17 protein-coding genes and 2 pseudogenes are annotated in these 18,232 nt (G+C 34.7%); 16 read left to right on the forward strand and 3 right to left on the reverse strand.

Annotation, left to right across the window (positions count from 1 at the left end; genetic code table 11):
- Positions 1 to 65 precede the first annotated feature (65 nt).
- The 11 genes from gnd to A9Q68_RS09200 all read left to right on the forward strand — a co-directional run bounded on the left by gnd (position 66) and on the right by A9Q68_RS09200 (position 12,281).
- Positions 66 to 965 (forward strand): phosphogluconate dehydrogenase (NAD(+)-dependent, decarboxylating), encoded by a 900-nt coding sequence (gene gnd, locus A9Q68_RS09150; RefSeq protein WP_071794400.1) that lies wholly within the window; start codon positions 66 to 68, stop codon positions 963 to 965.
- A gap of 8 nt (positions 966 to 973) precedes the next feature.
- Positions 974 to 2,401, forward strand: a complete 1,428-nt coding sequence (gene ascB / locus A9Q68_RS09155) for a 6-phospho-beta-glucosidase (RefSeq protein ID WP_071794401.1) — start codon at positions 974 to 976, stop codon at positions 2,399 to 2,401.
- A gap of 12 nt (positions 2,402 to 2,413) precedes the next feature.
- Positions 2,414 to 3,841 (forward strand): gluconokinase, encoded by a 1,428-nt coding sequence (locus A9Q68_RS09160; protein WP_071794402.1) that lies wholly within the window; start codon positions 2,414 to 2,416, stop codon positions 3,839 to 3,841.
- A 373-nt stretch (positions 3,842 to 4,214) separates the two neighbouring features.
- A complete protein-coding gene (locus A9Q68_RS09165; protein ID WP_071794403.1) occupies positions 4,215 to 6,272 on the forward strand; it encodes a BglG family transcription antiterminator in 2,058 nt (685 codons plus the stop codon).
- Between the two features lie 19 nt (positions 6,273 to 6,291).
- Positions 6,292 to 6,744: a PTS sugar transporter subunit IIA gene (locus tag A9Q68_RS09170; RefSeq protein WP_071794404.1), complete on the forward strand. Its 453-nt coding sequence runs from the start codon at positions 6,292 to 6,294 to the stop codon at positions 6,742 to 6,744.
- A 16-nt stretch (positions 6,745 to 6,760) separates the two neighbouring features.
- A complete protein-coding gene (gene gatB, locus A9Q68_RS09175; RefSeq protein WP_071794405.1) occupies positions 6,761 to 7,039 on the forward strand; it encodes a PTS galactitol transporter subunit IIB in 279 nt (92 codons plus the stop codon).
- A gap of 33 nt (positions 7,040 to 7,072) precedes the next feature.
- Entirely contained in the window at positions 7,073 to 8,419 is a 1,347-nt protein-coding gene (locus tag A9Q68_RS09180) for a PTS galactitol transporter subunit IIC (protein ID WP_071794406.1), read from the forward strand.
- A 17-nt stretch (positions 8,420 to 8,436) separates the two neighbouring features.
- A complete protein-coding gene (locus A9Q68_RS09185) occupies positions 8,437 to 9,477 on the forward strand; it encodes a galactitol-1-phosphate 5-dehydrogenase (RefSeq protein ID WP_071794407.1) in 1,041 nt (346 codons plus the stop codon).
- Entirely contained in the window at positions 9,470 to 10,399 is a 930-nt protein-coding gene (locus A9Q68_RS09190; protein WP_071794408.1) for a tagatose 1,6-diphosphate aldolase, read from the forward strand. The genes A9Q68_RS09185 and A9Q68_RS09190 overlap by 8 nt, the downstream gene beginning before the upstream one ends.
- A 57-nt stretch (positions 10,400 to 10,456) precedes the next feature.
- Positions 10,457 to 11,389: a 1-phosphofructokinase gene (gene pfkB, locus A9Q68_RS09195; RefSeq protein ID WP_071794409.1), complete on the forward strand. Its 933-nt coding sequence runs from the start codon at positions 10,457 to 10,459 to the stop codon at positions 11,387 to 11,389.
- A gap of 10 nt (positions 11,390 to 11,399) precedes the next feature.
- Entirely contained in the window at positions 11,400 to 12,281 is an 882-nt protein-coding gene (locus tag A9Q68_RS09200) for an aldose 1-epimerase family protein (RefSeq protein WP_071794410.1), read from the forward strand.
- Positions 12,282 to 12,333: 52 nt separating this feature from the next.
- On the opposite strand, the gene A9Q68_RS09205 is transcribed toward A9Q68_RS09200, so the two are convergent.
- The 3 genes from A9Q68_RS09205 to A9Q68_RS09215 all read right to left on the reverse strand — a co-directional run bounded on the left by A9Q68_RS09205 (position 12,334) and on the right by A9Q68_RS09215 (position 14,827).
- Entirely contained in the window at positions 12,334 to 13,764 is a 1,431-nt protein-coding gene (locus tag A9Q68_RS09205; RefSeq protein ID WP_083426062.1) for an FAD/NAD(P)-binding protein, read from the reverse strand.
- 194 nt (positions 13,765 to 13,958) lie between these two features.
- On the reverse strand, positions 13,959 to 14,519 hold the full coding sequence (locus A9Q68_RS09210; protein ID WP_071794411.1) for an LOG family protein: 561 nt from the start codon (positions 14,517 to 14,519) through the stop codon (positions 13,959 to 13,961).
- Complete coding sequence (locus A9Q68_RS09215; RefSeq protein WP_071794412.1) at positions 14,516 to 14,827, reverse strand: MazG nucleotide pyrophosphohydrolase domain-containing protein; 312 nt, start codon at positions 14,825 to 14,827, stop codon at positions 14,516 to 14,518. The genes A9Q68_RS09210 and A9Q68_RS09215 overlap by 4 nt, the downstream gene beginning before the upstream one ends.
- A gap of 175 nt (positions 14,828 to 15,002) precedes the next feature.
- Between A9Q68_RS09215 and A9Q68_RS09220 the strand changes: the two genes are divergently transcribed.
- The 5 genes and pseudogenes from A9Q68_RS09220 to A9Q68_RS11160 all read left to right on the forward strand — a co-directional run.
- A complete protein-coding gene (locus A9Q68_RS09220) occupies positions 15,003 to 15,560 on the forward strand; it encodes a hypothetical protein (protein WP_071794413.1) in 558 nt (185 codons plus the stop codon).
- Between the two features lie 156 nt (positions 15,561 to 15,716).
- A complete protein-coding gene (locus A9Q68_RS10845) occupies positions 15,717 to 15,863 on the forward strand; it encodes a hypothetical protein (protein WP_165605240.1) in 147 nt (48 codons plus the stop codon).
- 71 nt (positions 15,864 to 15,934) lie between these two features.
- On the forward strand, positions 15,935 to 16,222 hold the full coding sequence (locus tag A9Q68_RS09225) for a DUF4298 domain-containing protein (RefSeq protein WP_083426055.1): 288 nt from the start codon (positions 15,935 to 15,937) through the stop codon (positions 16,220 to 16,222).
- 812 nt (positions 16,223 to 17,034) lie between these two features.
- Positions 17,035 to 17,401, forward strand: a pseudogene (locus tag A9Q68_RS10985) (transposase); the annotation flags it as partial.
- A gap of 99 nt (positions 17,402 to 17,500) precedes the next feature.
- Positions 17,501 to 17,638, forward strand: a pseudogene (locus A9Q68_RS11160) (KxYKxGKxW signal peptide domain-containing protein); the annotation flags it as partial.
- Positions 17,639 to 18,232: the final 594 nt, after the last annotated feature.

Raw genomic sequence — 18,232 nt, forward strand, 5'->3', positions numbered from 1 at the left:
TAGTAATCAAATTGCGCACATCCTGTTGGGCGCAATTTGTTTTTTTTTAAAGGAAAGAGGATTATATGTTTGGAATTATTGGATTAGGGAAAATGGGTTTAAATTTATCATTTAATGCTGTTGACCATGGTCAAGAACTAGCAGTGTATGATATTAACCAAGAAGCTGTTAAAACAGCAGCTGACTATTCAGAAAAAATTTTACCTGTAGCAAGTATTGATGACATGATTGCTACTTTGCCGACTCCACGTATTGTTTGGGTCATGCTACCTTCTGGACAAATTACAAATGAAACCATTGATTATTTAATTGAACATTTAGATGCCAAAGATATTATTATCGATGGTGGCAATTCTAATTATAAAGATAATTTAAAACAAGCAGAAGTAGCACATCAAGCAGGTCTTTATTACTTCGATGCGGGAACTTCAGGTGGCATGTCTGGTGCCCGCAATGGTGCTAACTTTATGATTGGTGGCGACCAAGAGGCTTGGCCTTTAGTAGAGCCAATTATTGCTGCTTTGGCTCAAGAAGATGGCTACCTCTATACTGGACGCGTTGGTAGCGGCCATTACTTGAAAATGATTCATAACGGGATTGAATATGGCATGATGCAGGCTATTGCTGAAGGCTTTGAAATATTAGATGCTAGTCCTTTTGACTATGACTTTGAAAAAGTGGCTAAACTTTGGAATCACGGTTCAGTTATTCGCGGATGGCTAATGGAATTAGCTGAACAAGAATTTGCTAAAGATCCACATTTAGAAAATATCATCGGCCGGGTTCAAGCATCTGGCGAAGGCAAATGGACTGTTGAGGAAAGTCTTGATTTAGAGGTTCCTGCACCAGTTATCGCCCTTTCATTGATGATGCGTAACCGCTCATTGCAAGATGACACAGTAACCGGAAAAGTTTTGGCAGCCTTACGAAATGGCTTTGGCGGTCATGATGTGACTAGAAAATAGGTAGTGGTATGACAGAAACAAGTCAATTTCCTAAATCATTTCTTTTTGGAGGTGCTATTGCAGCAAACCAGGCCGAGGGTGCTTGGCAAGAAGGGGGACGAGGACTGTCAAATATCGACATGATTCCTCATGGACCCGATCGGATGCCTGTCAAATTAGGCTATGTCAGCGATCCTCAACTTGATGCTCAACACTATTATCCTAGCCATTCCGGTATTGACTTCTACCATCATTACCAAGAAGACTTGGACATGTTGGCTGACATGGGCTTAGAAATTTTTAGAACCTCCATCTCATGGAGTCGTCTCTTTCCAAATGGTGATGAGAGTCAGCCGAATCCAGAAGGTTTGGCATTTTACCAAAATCTCTTTGAAGCTTGCCGTCAGAGAAAGATGAAAATTCTGGTGACCTTGGCCCACTTTGATATTCCAATGGGCTTGGTCCGCGATTATGGTTCTTGGCGCAACCGTCAGGTTATCGATTTCTATCTAAACTTTGCCGAAACTTGTTTTAAAGCCTTTGGCCAGCTTGTGGATTACTGGATTACCTTTAACGAGATCAACATCGTCTTGCATAGTCCTTTCTCAGGTGCTGGCTTGACTATTTCGGAAAATGAATACAGAGACCAAGTGCTCTTCCAAGCTGCGCATCATATGTTATTGGCTAGTTCCAAGGCAGTTAAGAGCTTCAAGAATCTATGCCCTCAGGGACAAATTGGCTGCATGATTGCAGGAGGCAGTTTTTACCCTTATTCCTGTAACCCAGATGACGTCTGGAAAGCCATGATGGACGACCGCCTCAATACCTTCTTTGTTGATGTCCAAGTTCATGGGGAGTATCCCTTCTACATGGATAATATCCTCAAAGACAAAAATGTCAGCCTAGATATCACTGAAGAAGACCGGCAAACTCTTAAATCTAGTGTTGATTTTGTGGCATTTAGTTATTATTCATCCCGAACATCAATTGCTGATATGAGTCGTGTCGAAATTAATAGTGGCAATGTGGTCAAATCAGCCAAAAATCCTTACCTTCAAGTTAGTGATTGGGGCTGGGCTATTGATCCAAAAGGCTTGCGTATCACCATTAATAGCCTTTATGAAAAATACAGAAAACCTTTATTTATCGTCGAAAATGGCCTAGGTGCTCAAGACATTCTGGAAGCAGACAAGACTGTCCACGACCCTTATCGGATTGCCTACATGGAAGAACATCTGAAAGAGGTGGCAAAAGCTCTTGAAGACAACATTCCGCTTATTGGATATATTTCTTGGGGGATTTTAGACTTGGTTTCGGCTTCGACGGGTGAAATGTCCAAACGCTACGGGGTCATCTACGTAGATAAGGACGATCAGGGCCAAGGCACCTTAGCAAGATATAAAAAGGATTCCTATTATTGGTATCAAAAATTAATTACAGACAGAAACCTAGATTAGAAAGAGCACGCTATGCATTACATTTTGGGCATTGATATTGGGACAACAGCGACAAAAGGAATTCTCTACCAAACTGATGGTCAAGTTTTTTCTACTCACAGCCGTGCAAATCAGTTAATCCGAGGTGCTCAAGGGCAAGCCGAGCAAAATCCTGAGGCTATTTATCAAGGTTTGATTGAACTCATTCAGGAAGTCAGTCAGGGTCTGAATGCAGAAGATATGATTGATGCGGTGGCTTTATCTTGTCAGATGCATTCATTAATTCTTTTAGACCAAGCTTATTCCCTTTTAACACCTTCTATAACCTGGGCCGATACTCGAGCTAAATCTGCTGCGGAAGCGATTAAGGACTCAGAAGTGGGCCAACGATTTATGGCCACTTCAGGGACGCCTATCCACCCCATGAGTTGGTTGGCTAAGGTCACCTATTTTCAAAAAAAAGAGCCGCAAGTGATGGCGCAAACAGCTCACTTGATGGGAATTAAAGACTATCTTTTTTACCGACTCTTTGACGTCAATGCCATTGATATTTCATCTGCAACAGGAACTGGTTTAGTGAATCTTCAGAAAGGAACCTGGGATCAGGACATTCTTGACTATTTGGCTATTTCGCCATCTCTTCTGCCGGAAATCAAAGATTCTTTGGACTACATTGAGGGGATTCCAGACCTTTTCCAAGGCTTAAATGGTTTGACAGCAGAGACTCGCTTCCTTTTCGGTGCGGGAGATGGCCCCATGGCTAATCTGGGCATTGGAAAGATGGCTGACAAGGCCGCCGTTATTACTATTGGAACCTCATCAGCTGTTCGTCTCTTATCTCAGGATTTGCAAGTGGAAGAAAGTGGTAGTCTCTTTACCTACGCTGTCAAAAAAGGTCTTTGGGTCATTGGTGGACCAAGCAACTCAGGTGGTAATATTCTGGAGTGGCTACACAAAACCTTCTATCAAGGTCAAGCACTTGAGACTATTTTCCAAGATATCCAAGCAACTCCAATCGGAGCAGATAAGCTTTGCTTCCTGCCTTATCTGGGTGGTGAAAGAGCACCCCTCTGGGATTCTGAAATCAGAGGATCTTTCCATAATCTATCCTTTACCCATCAGAAAGCTCACTTTGCGCGTGCTTGTATGGAGGGACTCTTTTATAACATCCGCATGATTTTGGAAAGTATCGAAGAACACTACCCTGTGGACACACTTTATGTCAGTGGCGGTCTCTTCCAAACGCAATTATTTAGTGAACTCTTAGCTGATATTACTGGTAAAACCATTATTCAATCAGATGAAAAAGAAGTAGGCTGCCGAGCAGCTTTCATCCTTTCTAAAGAAGCCTTAGGGCAAAGTTATACAAGCCAAAGGCAAGACCAAGCATACTATCCAAATGCTGAAAACCATCGACTTTACACAGAAGCCTATGAAGAGCATTTTAAAGTTTTGATTTAAAAAAGAAACATCCTAGCTAGGATGTTTCTTTACTTTTTATGGAAAATTGCTCGCTCCGCCATTTTTTGAGGAGGAAAAAATATTTAAGTTATACAACAAAAGGATTACTCCATTTGTTGTTTTTTTTTATAAATAAGTCTACCTGTTTGAGTTTAACCAGTGTAAATTGTTAAAAATGTAGTTATTCTAATATACTAAATATGTTTTTATAAAAACAATAGTGAGTAATGAATACAATTTTTTTCCTGATTTTTTTTTATTTGGAAATGAATTGATTTATATATAAAATTTCCATGGAGGTGAAGAAGATTGCTATTTTGTTTATTACGAATTAACCATACAATAGATTTACAAAGAAAGGAGGCGCTTACAATTGAATCAGAGAAGTAAAGAAATTTTACATTTTATTCTTGAAAGAAACAGATCATCTCTTTTTGAGTTATCGGAATTACATGAAGTTTCAGAAAGAACAATTAGAAATGATATTTCATCATTAAATGATTATCTTCAAAATTTAAATTTTGGTCATATTTTAATAAAGAATAAAAAGGTTGAATTGAATCTTAAAGTTTCAAAAAAAGAAGTCGTTAAGGAACTAAATCAATTTAATGTTTATGAATATAAGTTTAGTAGCGAAGAAAGAAGCTTGATCTGTTTATTAATTCTTATTTCCTCTAAAGGCTATGTCACTCTGAATCAGTTGTCTGAGCGTCTATTGGCTAGCCGTTCCACAATTGTAAATGATGTTAAATCCATGAGAAAATTAGCTTTACAGCACAAGATAAAAATTATATCCAAAGCAAATAAAGGGTTTACTGTTGAAGCAAAAGAAGAGTATATAAGAGAGTTTATTTTCAAAATAATTAGTCAAGAAAATTTTTCTATATTAGAGTCAATTATTTTTGAGGAAGACAAGAAAAAGAGAATAGAATTTGAAAAATATCAAAAGTTACTATATAAAAGTAATTTTTTTCAAAATTTAACAGAAAATCAGTTGAATGAATTTCTTAATTACTTAATAATTTCATCCTATCGAAATTTGAATGGTTATCAACTCAAAACAAATTTGGATTGTCCTAATGAATTGATATCATTTATAGAAAATGAAAATATCATTGAGAATATTAAATATTTATCTTTAAAAGATTTTTCATTTATCTATGAAAAAGTTATTTCAAACAAAGCCTCTTTTTCTTTAAGTACTGATATTAATAAAGAAACACTTAGAATTCAAGTAACGACAATGGAGTTTATCGGAAAAATTTCTCAAGAACTTCAGATAGACTTCAAAGATGACTACATGTTTTACGAAAATTTTTCTGCTCATTTATTAAGAATGATGAGGAAGGAGAATGTCTACAATGAATTAGTTTTAGATATCAGCAATATTGTTGAGTCAAACTTAAAAATAAAAAGGGCTATATTAAATAATCTTTATATCATTGAAAATAATATCGGAAGAAAAGCATCACTAATTGAAATTGATTATATTGTTATCCACGTTTATGCGGCAATGGAACGAAAAAAAAGGATTGGTGCTAATTTTAGAGTTGCTGTTCTTACAGAGAAAAAAGCTACTGAAGTCTTTTTCTTAGAAAGTAAATTATTAAATAATTTTTCTTTCAATTTAGATATCTACTCAATAAACGACTCAATTCGAGGAGAGTATGATTTAATCCTAACAACTACAAAAATTCCTAATAAAAATTATATACAGATATCACCATTTGTATCTGATGAAGATTATATTTTAATTGCAAATCATCTTAATAAAATTTATCGAGACAGAGAGTTACACAATCTAAATCTTGGTAGAGACACCATTTCCAAATTATATGAAATGATTGAAGAGGAAATTGATCTCCATTCAGATAATATTATTAATTTGAAAAAAAGCATTAAAACCCGATTGTTTTCGAGTGTAAATTCAGAAGACAATACTTGTGAAACATTATTACATGAATTTTTGACTCCTAATAGAATAAGCCTGGATATTGAAGTATCAGATTGGCGAGAATCTATTTATTATGCAGGTGAATTGTTAGTTGAACAAGGAGATATTGATAAAAAGTATTTAGATGTAGTGGTTGAAAATATTCGAAAAAATGGACCCTATGTGGTTATTTCAAAAGGCTTTGCTTTTCCACATGCGCAAATAGGTGAATACAACTTTAATACTGCGATGAGGTTGATCAGATTGAAAAGTCCAATTTATTATTCTGATAATCAGAAAGATGTCATGAATGATATTACTACGCAGCCAGTAAAATATGTATGTATTTTATCAGCAACAGAAGAGCAAAAGCATTTAAAAGCTATCTTTAATTTATTTAATTTATTGAAAGAAAATACATTTAAAGAGAAATTGGACAGTTGTAAAACAAGTCAAGAGGTTTATGAATTAATAAAAATGAAAGAACACTTAATGTAATGGTGAATGAGGTTGATCGATGTTCAAAGAAGAGTTAATTTTTTTAGATCATAATTTTGATTCCAGTGATGAAGTTATAAAATATAGTTTTAAACAGTTGAGAAGATTGGATTATGTTAAGGAAGAATATCTTGACTCAATTTTAGCCAGAGAAAGTGAATTTCCAACTGGACTAATGACTCATGTAGGTATTAATATAGCAATACCACATACTGATTCAGACTTAGCAATAAAAGAAGCGATAGTTTTTATTAGAAATAAAAAAGATGTTGTTTTTCAACATATGATTGATCCCGAAGAAGAGGTACCAACAAAACTAATTTTTAATATTGTAGTAAAGGATCCGAAAAATCAAGTATCTTTTTTGACTAAACTAATGAAAATGTTTCAAAATGAAATCTTATTAGAATTCTTACTTACAGAAACTGATAAAGAAAAAATCATTCAAACGTTAAAAAATTTTTTAATATGAATAAAAGGAGAAATTTATGAAAAAAGTAATTGTAGCTTGTGGTGGTGCAGTAGCAACTTCTACTGTAGCGGCAAACAGAATTAAGGACTTATGCAAAGAGAATGGGATTGATTTAGATTTAGTACAATGCCGAATTAGTGAAATTGATTCATATATTTCAGGTACTGATTTAATTTGTACAACTATGAAAATAAAAAAATCATACGGCGACATTCCAATTTTAACTGTAATGGGATTTATTTCTGGCATAAATGAGGAAAAATTAGAGAAAGATATTTTATCAATCTTAAATTAAAATGTAAACGCTTAAAGTTTTAAGGAGGAGAACATGGCATTTTTACAATATATCATTGACTTAGGAGCAGCTGTTATGCTCCCACTAGTGATTTTTATCATTGCTGTAGCATTTGGAATAAAAGTTGGGAAAGCCTTTTATTCAGCAGTTTCAATTGGTATTGGTTTTGTTGGTATTGGTATCATTGTTGGATTTATGCAAGAAAGTATTGGTCCGGCAGCAAAGGCAATGGCCGAAAATTTTGGTCTAGGATTATCGGTTGTGGATGTTGGATGGCCTGGAATGTCTCCAATCACTTGGGCAAGTAGCATTGCCTTGATCGCTATTCCAATCGCCATTTTAGTTAATATCGTAATGCTCTTATTAAAGATGACTCGCGTTGTCAATGTGGACATTTGGAATGTATGGCATATGACTTTTACTGGTGCTATTGCATACGTTGCTACAGGAAATTATTGGATTGGTATTTTAGGTGTTATTATTCATGCGGTCCTATCCTATAAATTCGGAGATTGGTTCCAATATGACACAGAAGAATACTTTGGTCTAGAAGGAATTGCTGTTCCTCACGGGACATCAGCATATATGGCTCCATTTGCTGTAATGATTGACGCAATCATTGATCGTATCCCAGGATTAAATAAAATTAATATCGATAGTGAAAAAGTTGAAAAACGTTTAGGAATTTTTGGTCAACCAGTCATTGTTGCATTTTTCTTGGGAATCATAATTGGATTATTAGCAAAATATAATTTGAAGGATACTTTGCAGCTAGCAATAAAAGTTGCTGCGGTTATCTCGCTTATGCCAAAAGTGATTAAACCAATTATGGAAGGGTTAATGCCTATCTCTGAAATGGTTAAATCAAAACTAGCTAAAAAATTTAGTGGAAGTGAATTTTTAATTGGATTGGATCCAGCAGTTCTTTTAGGTGATCCTTCAGTTGTATCAGCAGGACTAATCTTTATTCCTTTAAGTATTTTAATTGCATTAATTGTTCCAGGAAATCAGGTATTACCATTTGGTGATCTGGCAACAATTGGTTTCTTTATCGCCATGGCTGTAGCAGTTCATAAAGGAAATATCTTCAGAACATTTATCTCTGGGTCTGTGATTATGTTTATTACGATTTGGATTGCAAACCAATCAATCGGTCTCACAACACAACTAGCTAAAACAACAGGTACTTTGAAAGAAGCAGGTGGTAAAGTTGCTGCTTTGGACCAAGGTGGTTCTCCAATTACATATATCTTTACTCAATTAGTACACAATACAAATATGATTGGATTAGTGATAATTGCTATTATCTATTTGATTGGATTATATATGACTTGGGCAAGATTCAAAAAGCTCCAACGTTTACATCAACAAGCTGATTAAGTTGAAGGAGAAATATGATGAAGGCACTAGCTTTAGTTGAAAATAATAAAATTGAAATTCAAGAACGAGAAATACCTACCTTAGAAAATCCAGGTGATGTCTTAGTAAAAGTGGCATATACAGGTATTTGTGGTTCGGATTACGTTAGATTTTTTGAGAATCAGGCTAAGTATTATCCTATTATATTAACTCATGAGTTTTCAGGAGTAGTCGTAAAAAGTAACTCTAGTCATTATATAAAAGGAGATAAAGTAGCTGTAATTCCGCTAAAACCTAATTTTGATGATGACCAAAGTCAAAAAGGTAACTATTCTTTAAGTGAAAATTATAGTTTTATTGGTTCACGAGAAGATGGTGGTTTGCAAGAGTTTATTGTTATTAATGAACAAAATTTAGTTAAAATTCCAGAAAATATAGACTTAAGAACGGCTGCTTTTATTGAGCCTTTAACAGTAAATCTTCATGGGTTTAGAGTTGCACAACTTAAGGAATTAACAATAAAAAAAATAGCCTTAATTGGTATGGGTACAATTGGATTATTAGCACTTCAAATTCTGGTCCATTACGGATATGATGTCACCTGTTTTGATATAAGTAAAGAAAAATTAGAATTGTCAAAAAAATTAGGTGCAACTCGGACGGTTAATACAAAAATAATATCTGATTTAGAAAATTCATATAATCAATTTGATTTTGTTGTGGAAACATCAGGTGCTAACCAAAGCTATTATATTGTCAACAAATTGGCTGCAAAAAAAGGGCATATTTTATATATTGGTACACCTCACAAAGATCTACAAATTGATTTCCAAACATTTGAATTAATTAATAGAAAAGAACTGACTGCTCGAGGTTCTTGGATGAATTACTCTGCTCCTTGGCCAGGGGAAGAGTGGCAAGAAGCAATTGAATTATTTAAAAAAGGGGCTATAAGTATTGACCCATTAATTGCATCTGATATTTCAATGAGTGATTTTAGAACCATATTTGATGATTATCGCGAACGAAAAATTGACGGAAAAATATTTATTACTGTATGCGGAGGTGAACATGACTAATCTCAATAAATTAACAACTAAATCAGGAATTATTTCAGCCTTAGCAATTGACCAACGTGGAGCTCTTAGGAGAATGCTTGGCGAGGACGCTAAAACTAATGAACTTGAAAATTTTAAGGTTTTAGTATCAGAAACACTTACCTCATATTCAAGTTCAATCCTTCTTGATCCGGAATTTGGTTTAAAAGCATCTCGTCAGAAAGATGCTAACTGTGGCTTACTTATGGCATATGAAAAGACAGGTTATGATGTGAATACCCCAGGACGTTTACCTGATTTGATTGATAATCAAAGCGTGAAACGACTTAAAGAAGAGGGCGCTGATGCTGTCAAACTTTTAATTTATGTTGACGTGGACGAGGATGATGCGATTAACAATGTGAAAAGGGCGTTTGTTGAAAGAGTTGGCTCAGAATGTTTAGCTGAAGATATCCCTCTATTTCTGGAAATTGTGAGTTATGATGCTAACATTTCAGATAAAAAAGAATATGCAAAAATTAAACCAAGAAAAGTTATTGAAGCAATGAAGGATTATTCAGATTCACGATATAATGTTTCAGTTTTAAAAGTAGAAGTACCTGTTGATATGAATTTTGTTGAAGGATTTGGTGCTGAGCCAATTATGACAGTTGAAGAAGCGTCAAACTACTTTAAAAAACAAAGTGATGCATCTAACTTACCATTTATATTTTTAAGTGCGGGTGTCAGTGCAGAATTATTTAGAGATACTTTAAAGTTTGCTAAAGAAAGTGGTTCAACTTTTAATGGAGTACTATGTGGCCGTGCAACTTGGGCTGGTGGAACAACAGTTTTTAAAGAGCAAGGTTATGAAGAAGCGAAAGAATGGTTTAATACCAAAGGAAAAGAAAATATTATTGAATTGAATGCTCTAGTAGAACAACTAGCTACTCCAATATATTAAACTAAATTCAACTCAATAGTACTATTGAGTTGATATTTTTGTTAGTCAGGAGAAATTATGATTACAACTGTTACTTTAAATGCTTCGATAGATAAAGCTTATTATTTAGAACATCAATTATCTGTTGGAAAAGTTATGCGGGTGAAAAAAGTAATAAATTCAGCCGGTGGTAAAGGTTTAAATGTTGCAAGGATTATTAATCTATTAGGAGAAAAAGTTATTGCTACTGGATTTGTTGGTGGTAATAATGGAAATTATTTACTTGAACTCTTAAATAATGACGGAATTACCTCAAGTTTTACAACTGTTCAAAGTGAAACGAGAAGTTGTATAAATGTCATTGAAGAAAATTTTAGATCGACAGAATTTTTAGAAAGTGGAGAGAAAATTACGGATGATGAGATTTCACAATTTCTAGAAAACTTCCAACATCAAATTGAGGGTAGTGAAGTTGTTACAATTTCAGGTAGCATTCCAAAAGGCATAAAGAATGAGTTTTATAAGGACTTGATTGAAATGTGCAACAAAATGGGAAAGAAAGTTATTTTAGATAGCAGTGGTATTAGTTTTCAAAAAGGACTCCTTGGAAAGCCAACACTTGTTAAACCCAATAAGGAAGAATTAGAAGCTGTATTTGAATGTGACATTAATTCATTAACGGAAGTTATAAAGGTAGGAAAAAAAATTAGTGATCAAGGTGTCCCATATGTAGTTGTTTCTCTTGGAAAAAATGGAGCAATAATGATTCATGATAATCGTGTATACCATGCAAGACCGCCATTGGTAAAAGCAATAAATACAGTAGGCTGTGGAGATTCAATGGTTGCAGGACTTGCAATTGGTCTTGAAAAAAATACTGATCCTAAAGATTGTTTAATTTATGCGGTTGCAGTAGGAACTGCCAACGCTATGTCAACTAGGACAGGATATTTTGATATTAGGGAATTTGAGAAAATATTGAAAAACATTGAAGTAACAGAAATTGTTTGAGGAAAATATTATGGATTACATTTTAAAAAATGAAAAATTAGTCGTTTCTTTTACGTCAAAAGGTGGGTCAATTACTTCAATAAAAAATCAAAATAATCTAGAATATCTCTGGCAGGGAGATGAGCAATATTGGTCAGGTCAGTCACCCATTTTATTTCCGATTTGTGGCAGTTTGAGGAATAATGAAGCTGTAACTCTTGATAATGACATCATAAAAATGCCTAGACATGGTATCGTTCGGAAAAAAGAATTTATCTGTGAAAAAATCTCGAGGAATGAAATCATTTTTTCAATTCAATCAACAGAAGAGCTTTTAGAACAGTACCCTTTTGAGTTTAAATTATTTGTTCATTATCTTTTGGTTGAAAATCAAGTCATCATACAATATATTGTTCAGAATTTTTCTCATAAAAAAATGCCATTTTTTATTGGTGCTCATCCAGGCTTCAATTGTCCAATAAATCCTGAATTAGATTTTAACGATTACAAAGTAAGATTTGAAAAAAAAGAAGACTTGGAGCTATACGATAATGAGCTTGAGAGTGGTCTAGTGAACAGAAATAACTTACGCAAATGTAACTTTTCAGGAAATGAAGTACCTCTTAGTCATAACTTATTTAAAAATGATACACTTATTTTTTATAATTCTAATTCTCATAAAGTAAGACTTTGTTCTGAAAAGGACCCGCATAGTATAGAAGTTTTGTACGATGACTTTAGAAATTTATTAATATGGTCTAGTGCAAATAATGGGAAGTTTGTTGCCTTAGAGCCGATGAACGGAATATCAACGTTTACAGATGAAAGTAATATTTTTGAAGAAAAAGAACAAGTACTTTGGCTAAATTCAAATGATACACAATTCTTTAGTTATAAAATAATCATTAATTAGGTTAAAAAGCAAAAACCACTTATTCAAAATCTCCTGAATAGTGGTTTTTTCATTATTGTATTTGATGTCCACTCATCACCCCCCGCTCCGCCATTTTTTGGATTTTAATGGTGGAGTTGTTTTGGTAAATGGGGCCATTGATGAGGGCTCCGTGTGCGTAGAGATTTTCGAGGACGCCATAGCGGGCTGAAAGGACTTGTGAAGTCTCTGGCAGAATAGACAATCCGCCAAAAGGATCAAGTTGGCAAATCTCGTCAGCAATCAGTGATTGCAGGAGCGGGGTGGCATTCTTTAGAGACTTGTCAGACAGGTGATAGCCGGTGGCGTTGATGACAACGTCCATGTTTAGGACTTGCTCATCTTGTCTTTTGAGAACAAACTGGCCATTTTGTGATTGGATGCTTTCAACGGCGTCAATGATAGTTAGTCTTCCTTCTTTGGCAGCAGCTATGAGGACCCGCGCTGATTCTTCAGGCATGGGATTGCGTAAGTTGAGGATGGCCTTGCCATAGATTCGTTGAAAAGCTCTGCGATCATTATGTGTCATTAGTGGCCACAAGTCTGTAAAAAGGTCGGCGACTCGGCTAGCCAATTGCTGCAAGGCAAAGAGCTGCGCTGGGTTAGCCAGTGATAGCTCAAGCCCCTTGATGCCGTCTGCCAAGAATTGTTTTTGGACCTGTTCCCAATCAGCAAAACCCAAGGCTGCAAGTTCCGCAAAGAATAAGTTTTCAAAGTTTTTTAATGTAAAGCTAGGTTTGTCCTGACCTAGGATGGAAGCCAGTTTCTGGTCAGTCAAATACTGCCAGCTGATTGGGTCTCCCTCGATGATTCTGATCGTTGGCAGATAGTTGCTGCGGGAAAAAGCTGCTATCGAAGCGGAGCTCTCTGCCAGTAAAAACTTGATGACATCGACGGCTGCTAAACCCGTGCCGATGACTGCTATCTCTGGCTTGTCCCATTCCCCCAAAAAACGTAAATCATGTAAGGGATAAGGATCGTCAATGTAGTTGGGGTGACCCTGCAAGGCGAAGGGGTCAAGAACCGGAAGTTGACCACAGGCAAGGTGGACCTCATCAAAATTAGACGGCAATGGCTGGCCTTGGGTAAGAAGCTGCCATTTTTGGTTTTCAGGAAGGTAGATTAAGTGATCAACCCGTTGCTCAAGACGCTGAATGGGCAGCTTAGTCATTAACTCTTGGCCTCTTTGGGACATATAGTGACCGTAAAGGGCGCGGGAGACATAAGGGCTCGACGTGTCCTGATTATTGTCATGCATCCACTGGACGAAGTCCCCCATCTGACGGTAATCAAAGGAGATATCATGGATGGGAGAATTAATCAGTGCTGAAGCATGGTCCTCCTGAAAGGGTAGTCCTCGGCCAAAGTGCAGAACATCATCAAAACAGTAAATTTCTAATTTAGCCAATTCCTCATCAGATAAACGAGAAAAAGCCAAAAGTACTGCCAAACCACTAACTCCCATCCCAACAATTGCAATTTTTTTCACAAATGAACCCCCTTTTAAGGCTAAATAATATGATAGCATAAAAATAGTTTTATTAGTGGTTGGCAGACAAAATAAGCCTATTGTTTTTAGGTCAAAACAGAAGTTGTTCTTTGTATTTATAGGTAACATATTTCCTGCACAAGAAAAAGCCTTCATTCGAAGGCTTTTTCTTAGTATTTTCGCAGATTTGGTGCTTGGTAATGAAGAATAAAGTTTTCAATCTCTGAAATGTCATCTGAGAATAGAATATTATCGCGATCCTGCTGGCTTAAAAATCCTTCAGAAACCATATGGTCAAACATATCTCTTAAATGATTAAAATAACCATTGATGTTAAAAAGAACGCAGGGTTTATCATTTTGACCAATCCGAGACCAGGAGATTACCTCAGAAATTTCTTCCAGAGTTCCAGGACCCCCTGGTAACGCAATAAAGGCTTGACCTAAAGCCATTAATTTGGATTTCCGCTTAGGCATATCATCAACGATAATGAGTTGGGAAAGATTGGTATGGGCGATTTCTCTTTCAGCTAGGAATGTCGGCATAACACCAGTGGTATGACCTCCATTTTCTATAAGTGTGTCTGCTATAACACCCATTAAACCAACATTACCACCGCCATATACGAGATCGTGCTTATTTTGGGCCATCCATAGGCCTAGTTCACTTGTCTTTTCTCTATAAATTGGATTCTTACCGTCACTTGCTCCGCAAAAAATGGTTAATTTCATTCTTCAAACCGTCTTTCTAATTTATTTTTATGTGCCTCGATAATCTCTTCTAAAGAAATCTGATATTGGTCAGCTATGATAAAGATATTATCTAGAACATCTCCTAATTCTTCCTTAATATCTTCTAAATTTTCAGCCATCGATTTTTCTATCTCATCAGGCCTATCTCTCCGAATTTCATATTTTCGAATAGCTTGCGCGAGTTCACCGACCTCTTCACATAAAAAGTTAGCTCGGATGAAAGAATGATATTGGTACCAATTCCTTTTCTGATAAAAATCACTAACCCATTTTTGATATGCTTTAATATCCTTTACTACCTCTTATGTTCTACTTCATATGATATCAAAAAATGATTTGTCATTATAGTTCGAGCTTATCTTTAAAATCTAATATTCGGATATCCTTAGAGAGGTAGTAATCGTTTCAAATATGGTAATATAAGCTTGATATATCCTGAAAGTTTTAGGGAGTGGAGAATTTATGATGAGGAAAAAGGTGTTGTTATGTGCTATTCTAAGCTTACTGATTCTGTCAGCATCGCCTCTGTCTGTCAGTGCAATGAGTAAGACCGAATATAAAGAACTGGGACTCCTGCCTTACAAAGGAGAACCTTATTTCACCCTAGGAAAGTTAGATAAATATGCTTGTCCAACGTGGGCTCATATTCAATTAAATGATTTTATTGGTGCGGAAGCTGCTAAACACTATCAAAATCCCAAGAAGACCATCAATGGCAATAGTGGTGCTTTGACGGATTATCTGACTGGCTTTCATTCAAATGAGGAAAGCTACCTAGTATCTAAAGACTCTAGCAGCAAGGTCAATGCACATGTTTGGAAACCGCGTTATTTACTGAATGTCATGTGGGTTAATGGCGTTAATAGCAGTGTTATCCAAAATTTTGGTCTCATCACAACTTATGCTAATGAAGGTTACACAGATGCTGACAAAGATACCTTAGTTTCCCTTGAGGATTATGATAAAGCTTTGTCAGACTGGACCAGTAGTTTTAGCAGTGATTGGGACAGTAAGAATTGAAGAAATTACGGATAGACCATCTTCGTACCAGTAAGTGACTAAATTCTTTGTTACATATTTTTTCCGAACATTTTAATTTATTTTCATATAAAAATTTGAAGTTTAAAACTTGCTATGCTATAGTCTGTCTATTATTTCTTAATAGGAGTAGAAAAAATGCATTGGGAAGTATTAAAAACAGAAAAATGTAGTCGTTGGCAATATAAAAAAATAGTTAAAAAATTTATTACCGAGGAAGAAGCAAAAAATTACAAAAATTCTTTGCAAGGATACAGCGAACTTTATTTAGTTAGCAACAAATAGATTGTCATTATTATGGATTCTATAACAAAAAGTTAGCGTGATAATATTTACAAAACTTGTGAGGTAAAATAATGGATCAACCAAATTTAATTACACTTGAAGAAAACTACAAAAAATTTCAAAAAACTCAGGATAATCTATTTCAAGCGTTAATGGAATATAAAAATAGCTATTCTGATTTTAAAGAAATAACTAAATTTTATGGTAGTGATGAGTGGTTTAACCTACATGAAAATAAAATTAATAATCCTGATTTAGAAATTCTTGGAGAAGATACCATCTATGATTTAATTATCAGCCATAGTGACTTGCTAGGAGAAATGCTAGAACTATCTACACAAATGTATAAAACAATTTAATTACTATGACTGAAATCTGGATAAGCTTGTGTACCTTTTTTACTCATGTTGCTGTTTATGTAATATATCATTTCCTATGGATTGTACTAATTGTGAAATTGATATTAATCTATTTTGGAATAAAATATTTATATCATCTTTTAATTTGTAAGTAACACCTAACAAGAAGTGGAATATAATATTGCTTTCTAACAATCTTTGAGGTTTAATCATCTCAGCTAAACAAAGTGATATTTTCTGGTAATTTAAAATTATTGGAAATTTAAATATTGTTCGAAAATGTTTTTTTTGTACACAGATGTTAGATATTATACAGTGCTTATAAACTGCTGTCGCTCATTATTACTTTACTTAGTAATCTATAGTTAGCTAATTGTTATAGTTTTCTGTCTATAAATTTAAAAACTTTTATTCATTTTAAAAGATATCGTATTTCAAGATGATGTGAATTAAAGTTAAAGGGTTCCTAAAAACCTCAAGTAGGACAATTTGATCTGTATTCTATTTAAGTATTGAAAACTTTTGGGCAAACTGATTCTTTGCTATGTGTTCACCATTTTGATGTAGATTATTTAAACAAATAGTATCTTTCTGTGCATTATCACATTGTAAAACCTTAAAGATAGATAGGATAGACAACCGCTATATTCTAATCAAGAGAGTATACCAAAAAGTTAGTCAAATTGTAATTATAAACCACGTAGTTTTGTGAGAGCATTTTGTCCTCCTCATAATAGTTCTTTGTGAATCGTTTACACTAAGCTAGACATATTTTATTAAATTTTCTACACTAAAGAAAAAAGGGGAAGCAAATGTCTAGAAAAATACGTCGCTACTTCACTAATAACTTTAAGAAACAAATTATTGGCTTTTTCAATGCAGGTATGAAACGAAGTGAGCTTATCAAAGAATATGAGTTATCCCTTTCAATCTTCGGTAGTGGGTCAGGCAAGCAAATATAACTGGTTCCTTCAAATCTGTTGATAACCATACCAATAAGCAGCATGAGCTGATTGAACTCAGAATATGAAAGCAAGAAATCGGATTGCAATTAGATATATTAAAGCAAGCGTCAGTGATTACGTTACGTAAAAAGAAATAATCACTGCTAATAGGGATAAACAAAGTATTTCAGCTCGATGTCGTTGGCTGACTAATTCGCGCTATATCAATTACTATTAACCTATGTTATAATTAATTACTATTAACCTATGTTATAATTAATTACTATTATTTTAAAATGGGGATAGTAGTATGGTTTGAGAGAGAGAATAATTTATGTTACAAAAATTTAATAAGGGTAGTTTTATTGAGACTGAATCTAAGTCTCGTGTAAAGTTACATAAATCCGGCAAGAGTTGGGTGAAAACAACTTTGGCTTCTTTGGGGTTGATTCAACTGTTTAAGGGGGGACAAGCAGAAGAACACATTATCAATGATAGTGTGGCTTTTATTGTTCCTCGAAAACAATTTATAAAGAGTGCCTTAGGTTTGGGCGCTATTTTAGGTGGTGTATCATTAGGTCATACAGCATTTGCAGAAGAGACAACAACTAGTTTACCGGTAGCATCTGAAACTGGAACAACAACTTTAGCAGGAGCTGATTCAACCGTTGTTGCCGAGTCTTCTACCAGTGGAAGCGTGTCGGTCTTGGATACTACGATTGTCTCAGAAAGTATAAGTGATAGTAATTTAAAAATTGAGACTCAATCAGTTTCTGAACTTGTGCAAAAATCGGAGAGTGCAAGTACAAGTGCTTCATTATCTGCTAGTTCTTTTGACTCATTATCTCAGTCTAATAGTTTATCAATTTCTCAATCATCGTCTAGTTCAAGTTCACAATTAGACACTAGTTTATCAACTGTGTCGAAAAATTCTGAAATTAGTAATTCGAGTGTTTCTACTTTAACTTCAGCAAGTCTATCAACCGTTAATACTATATCAACGAGTTCAGATAGTAGCATTGAATCACTTGATAAAAGTACGTCTTTATCAACCAGTGCCTCATTA

This window comes from Streptococcus bovimastitidis (genome assembly GCF_001885095.1).
GTDB lineage: Bacteria > Bacillota > Bacilli > Lactobacillales > Streptococcaceae > Streptococcus > Streptococcus bovimastitidis.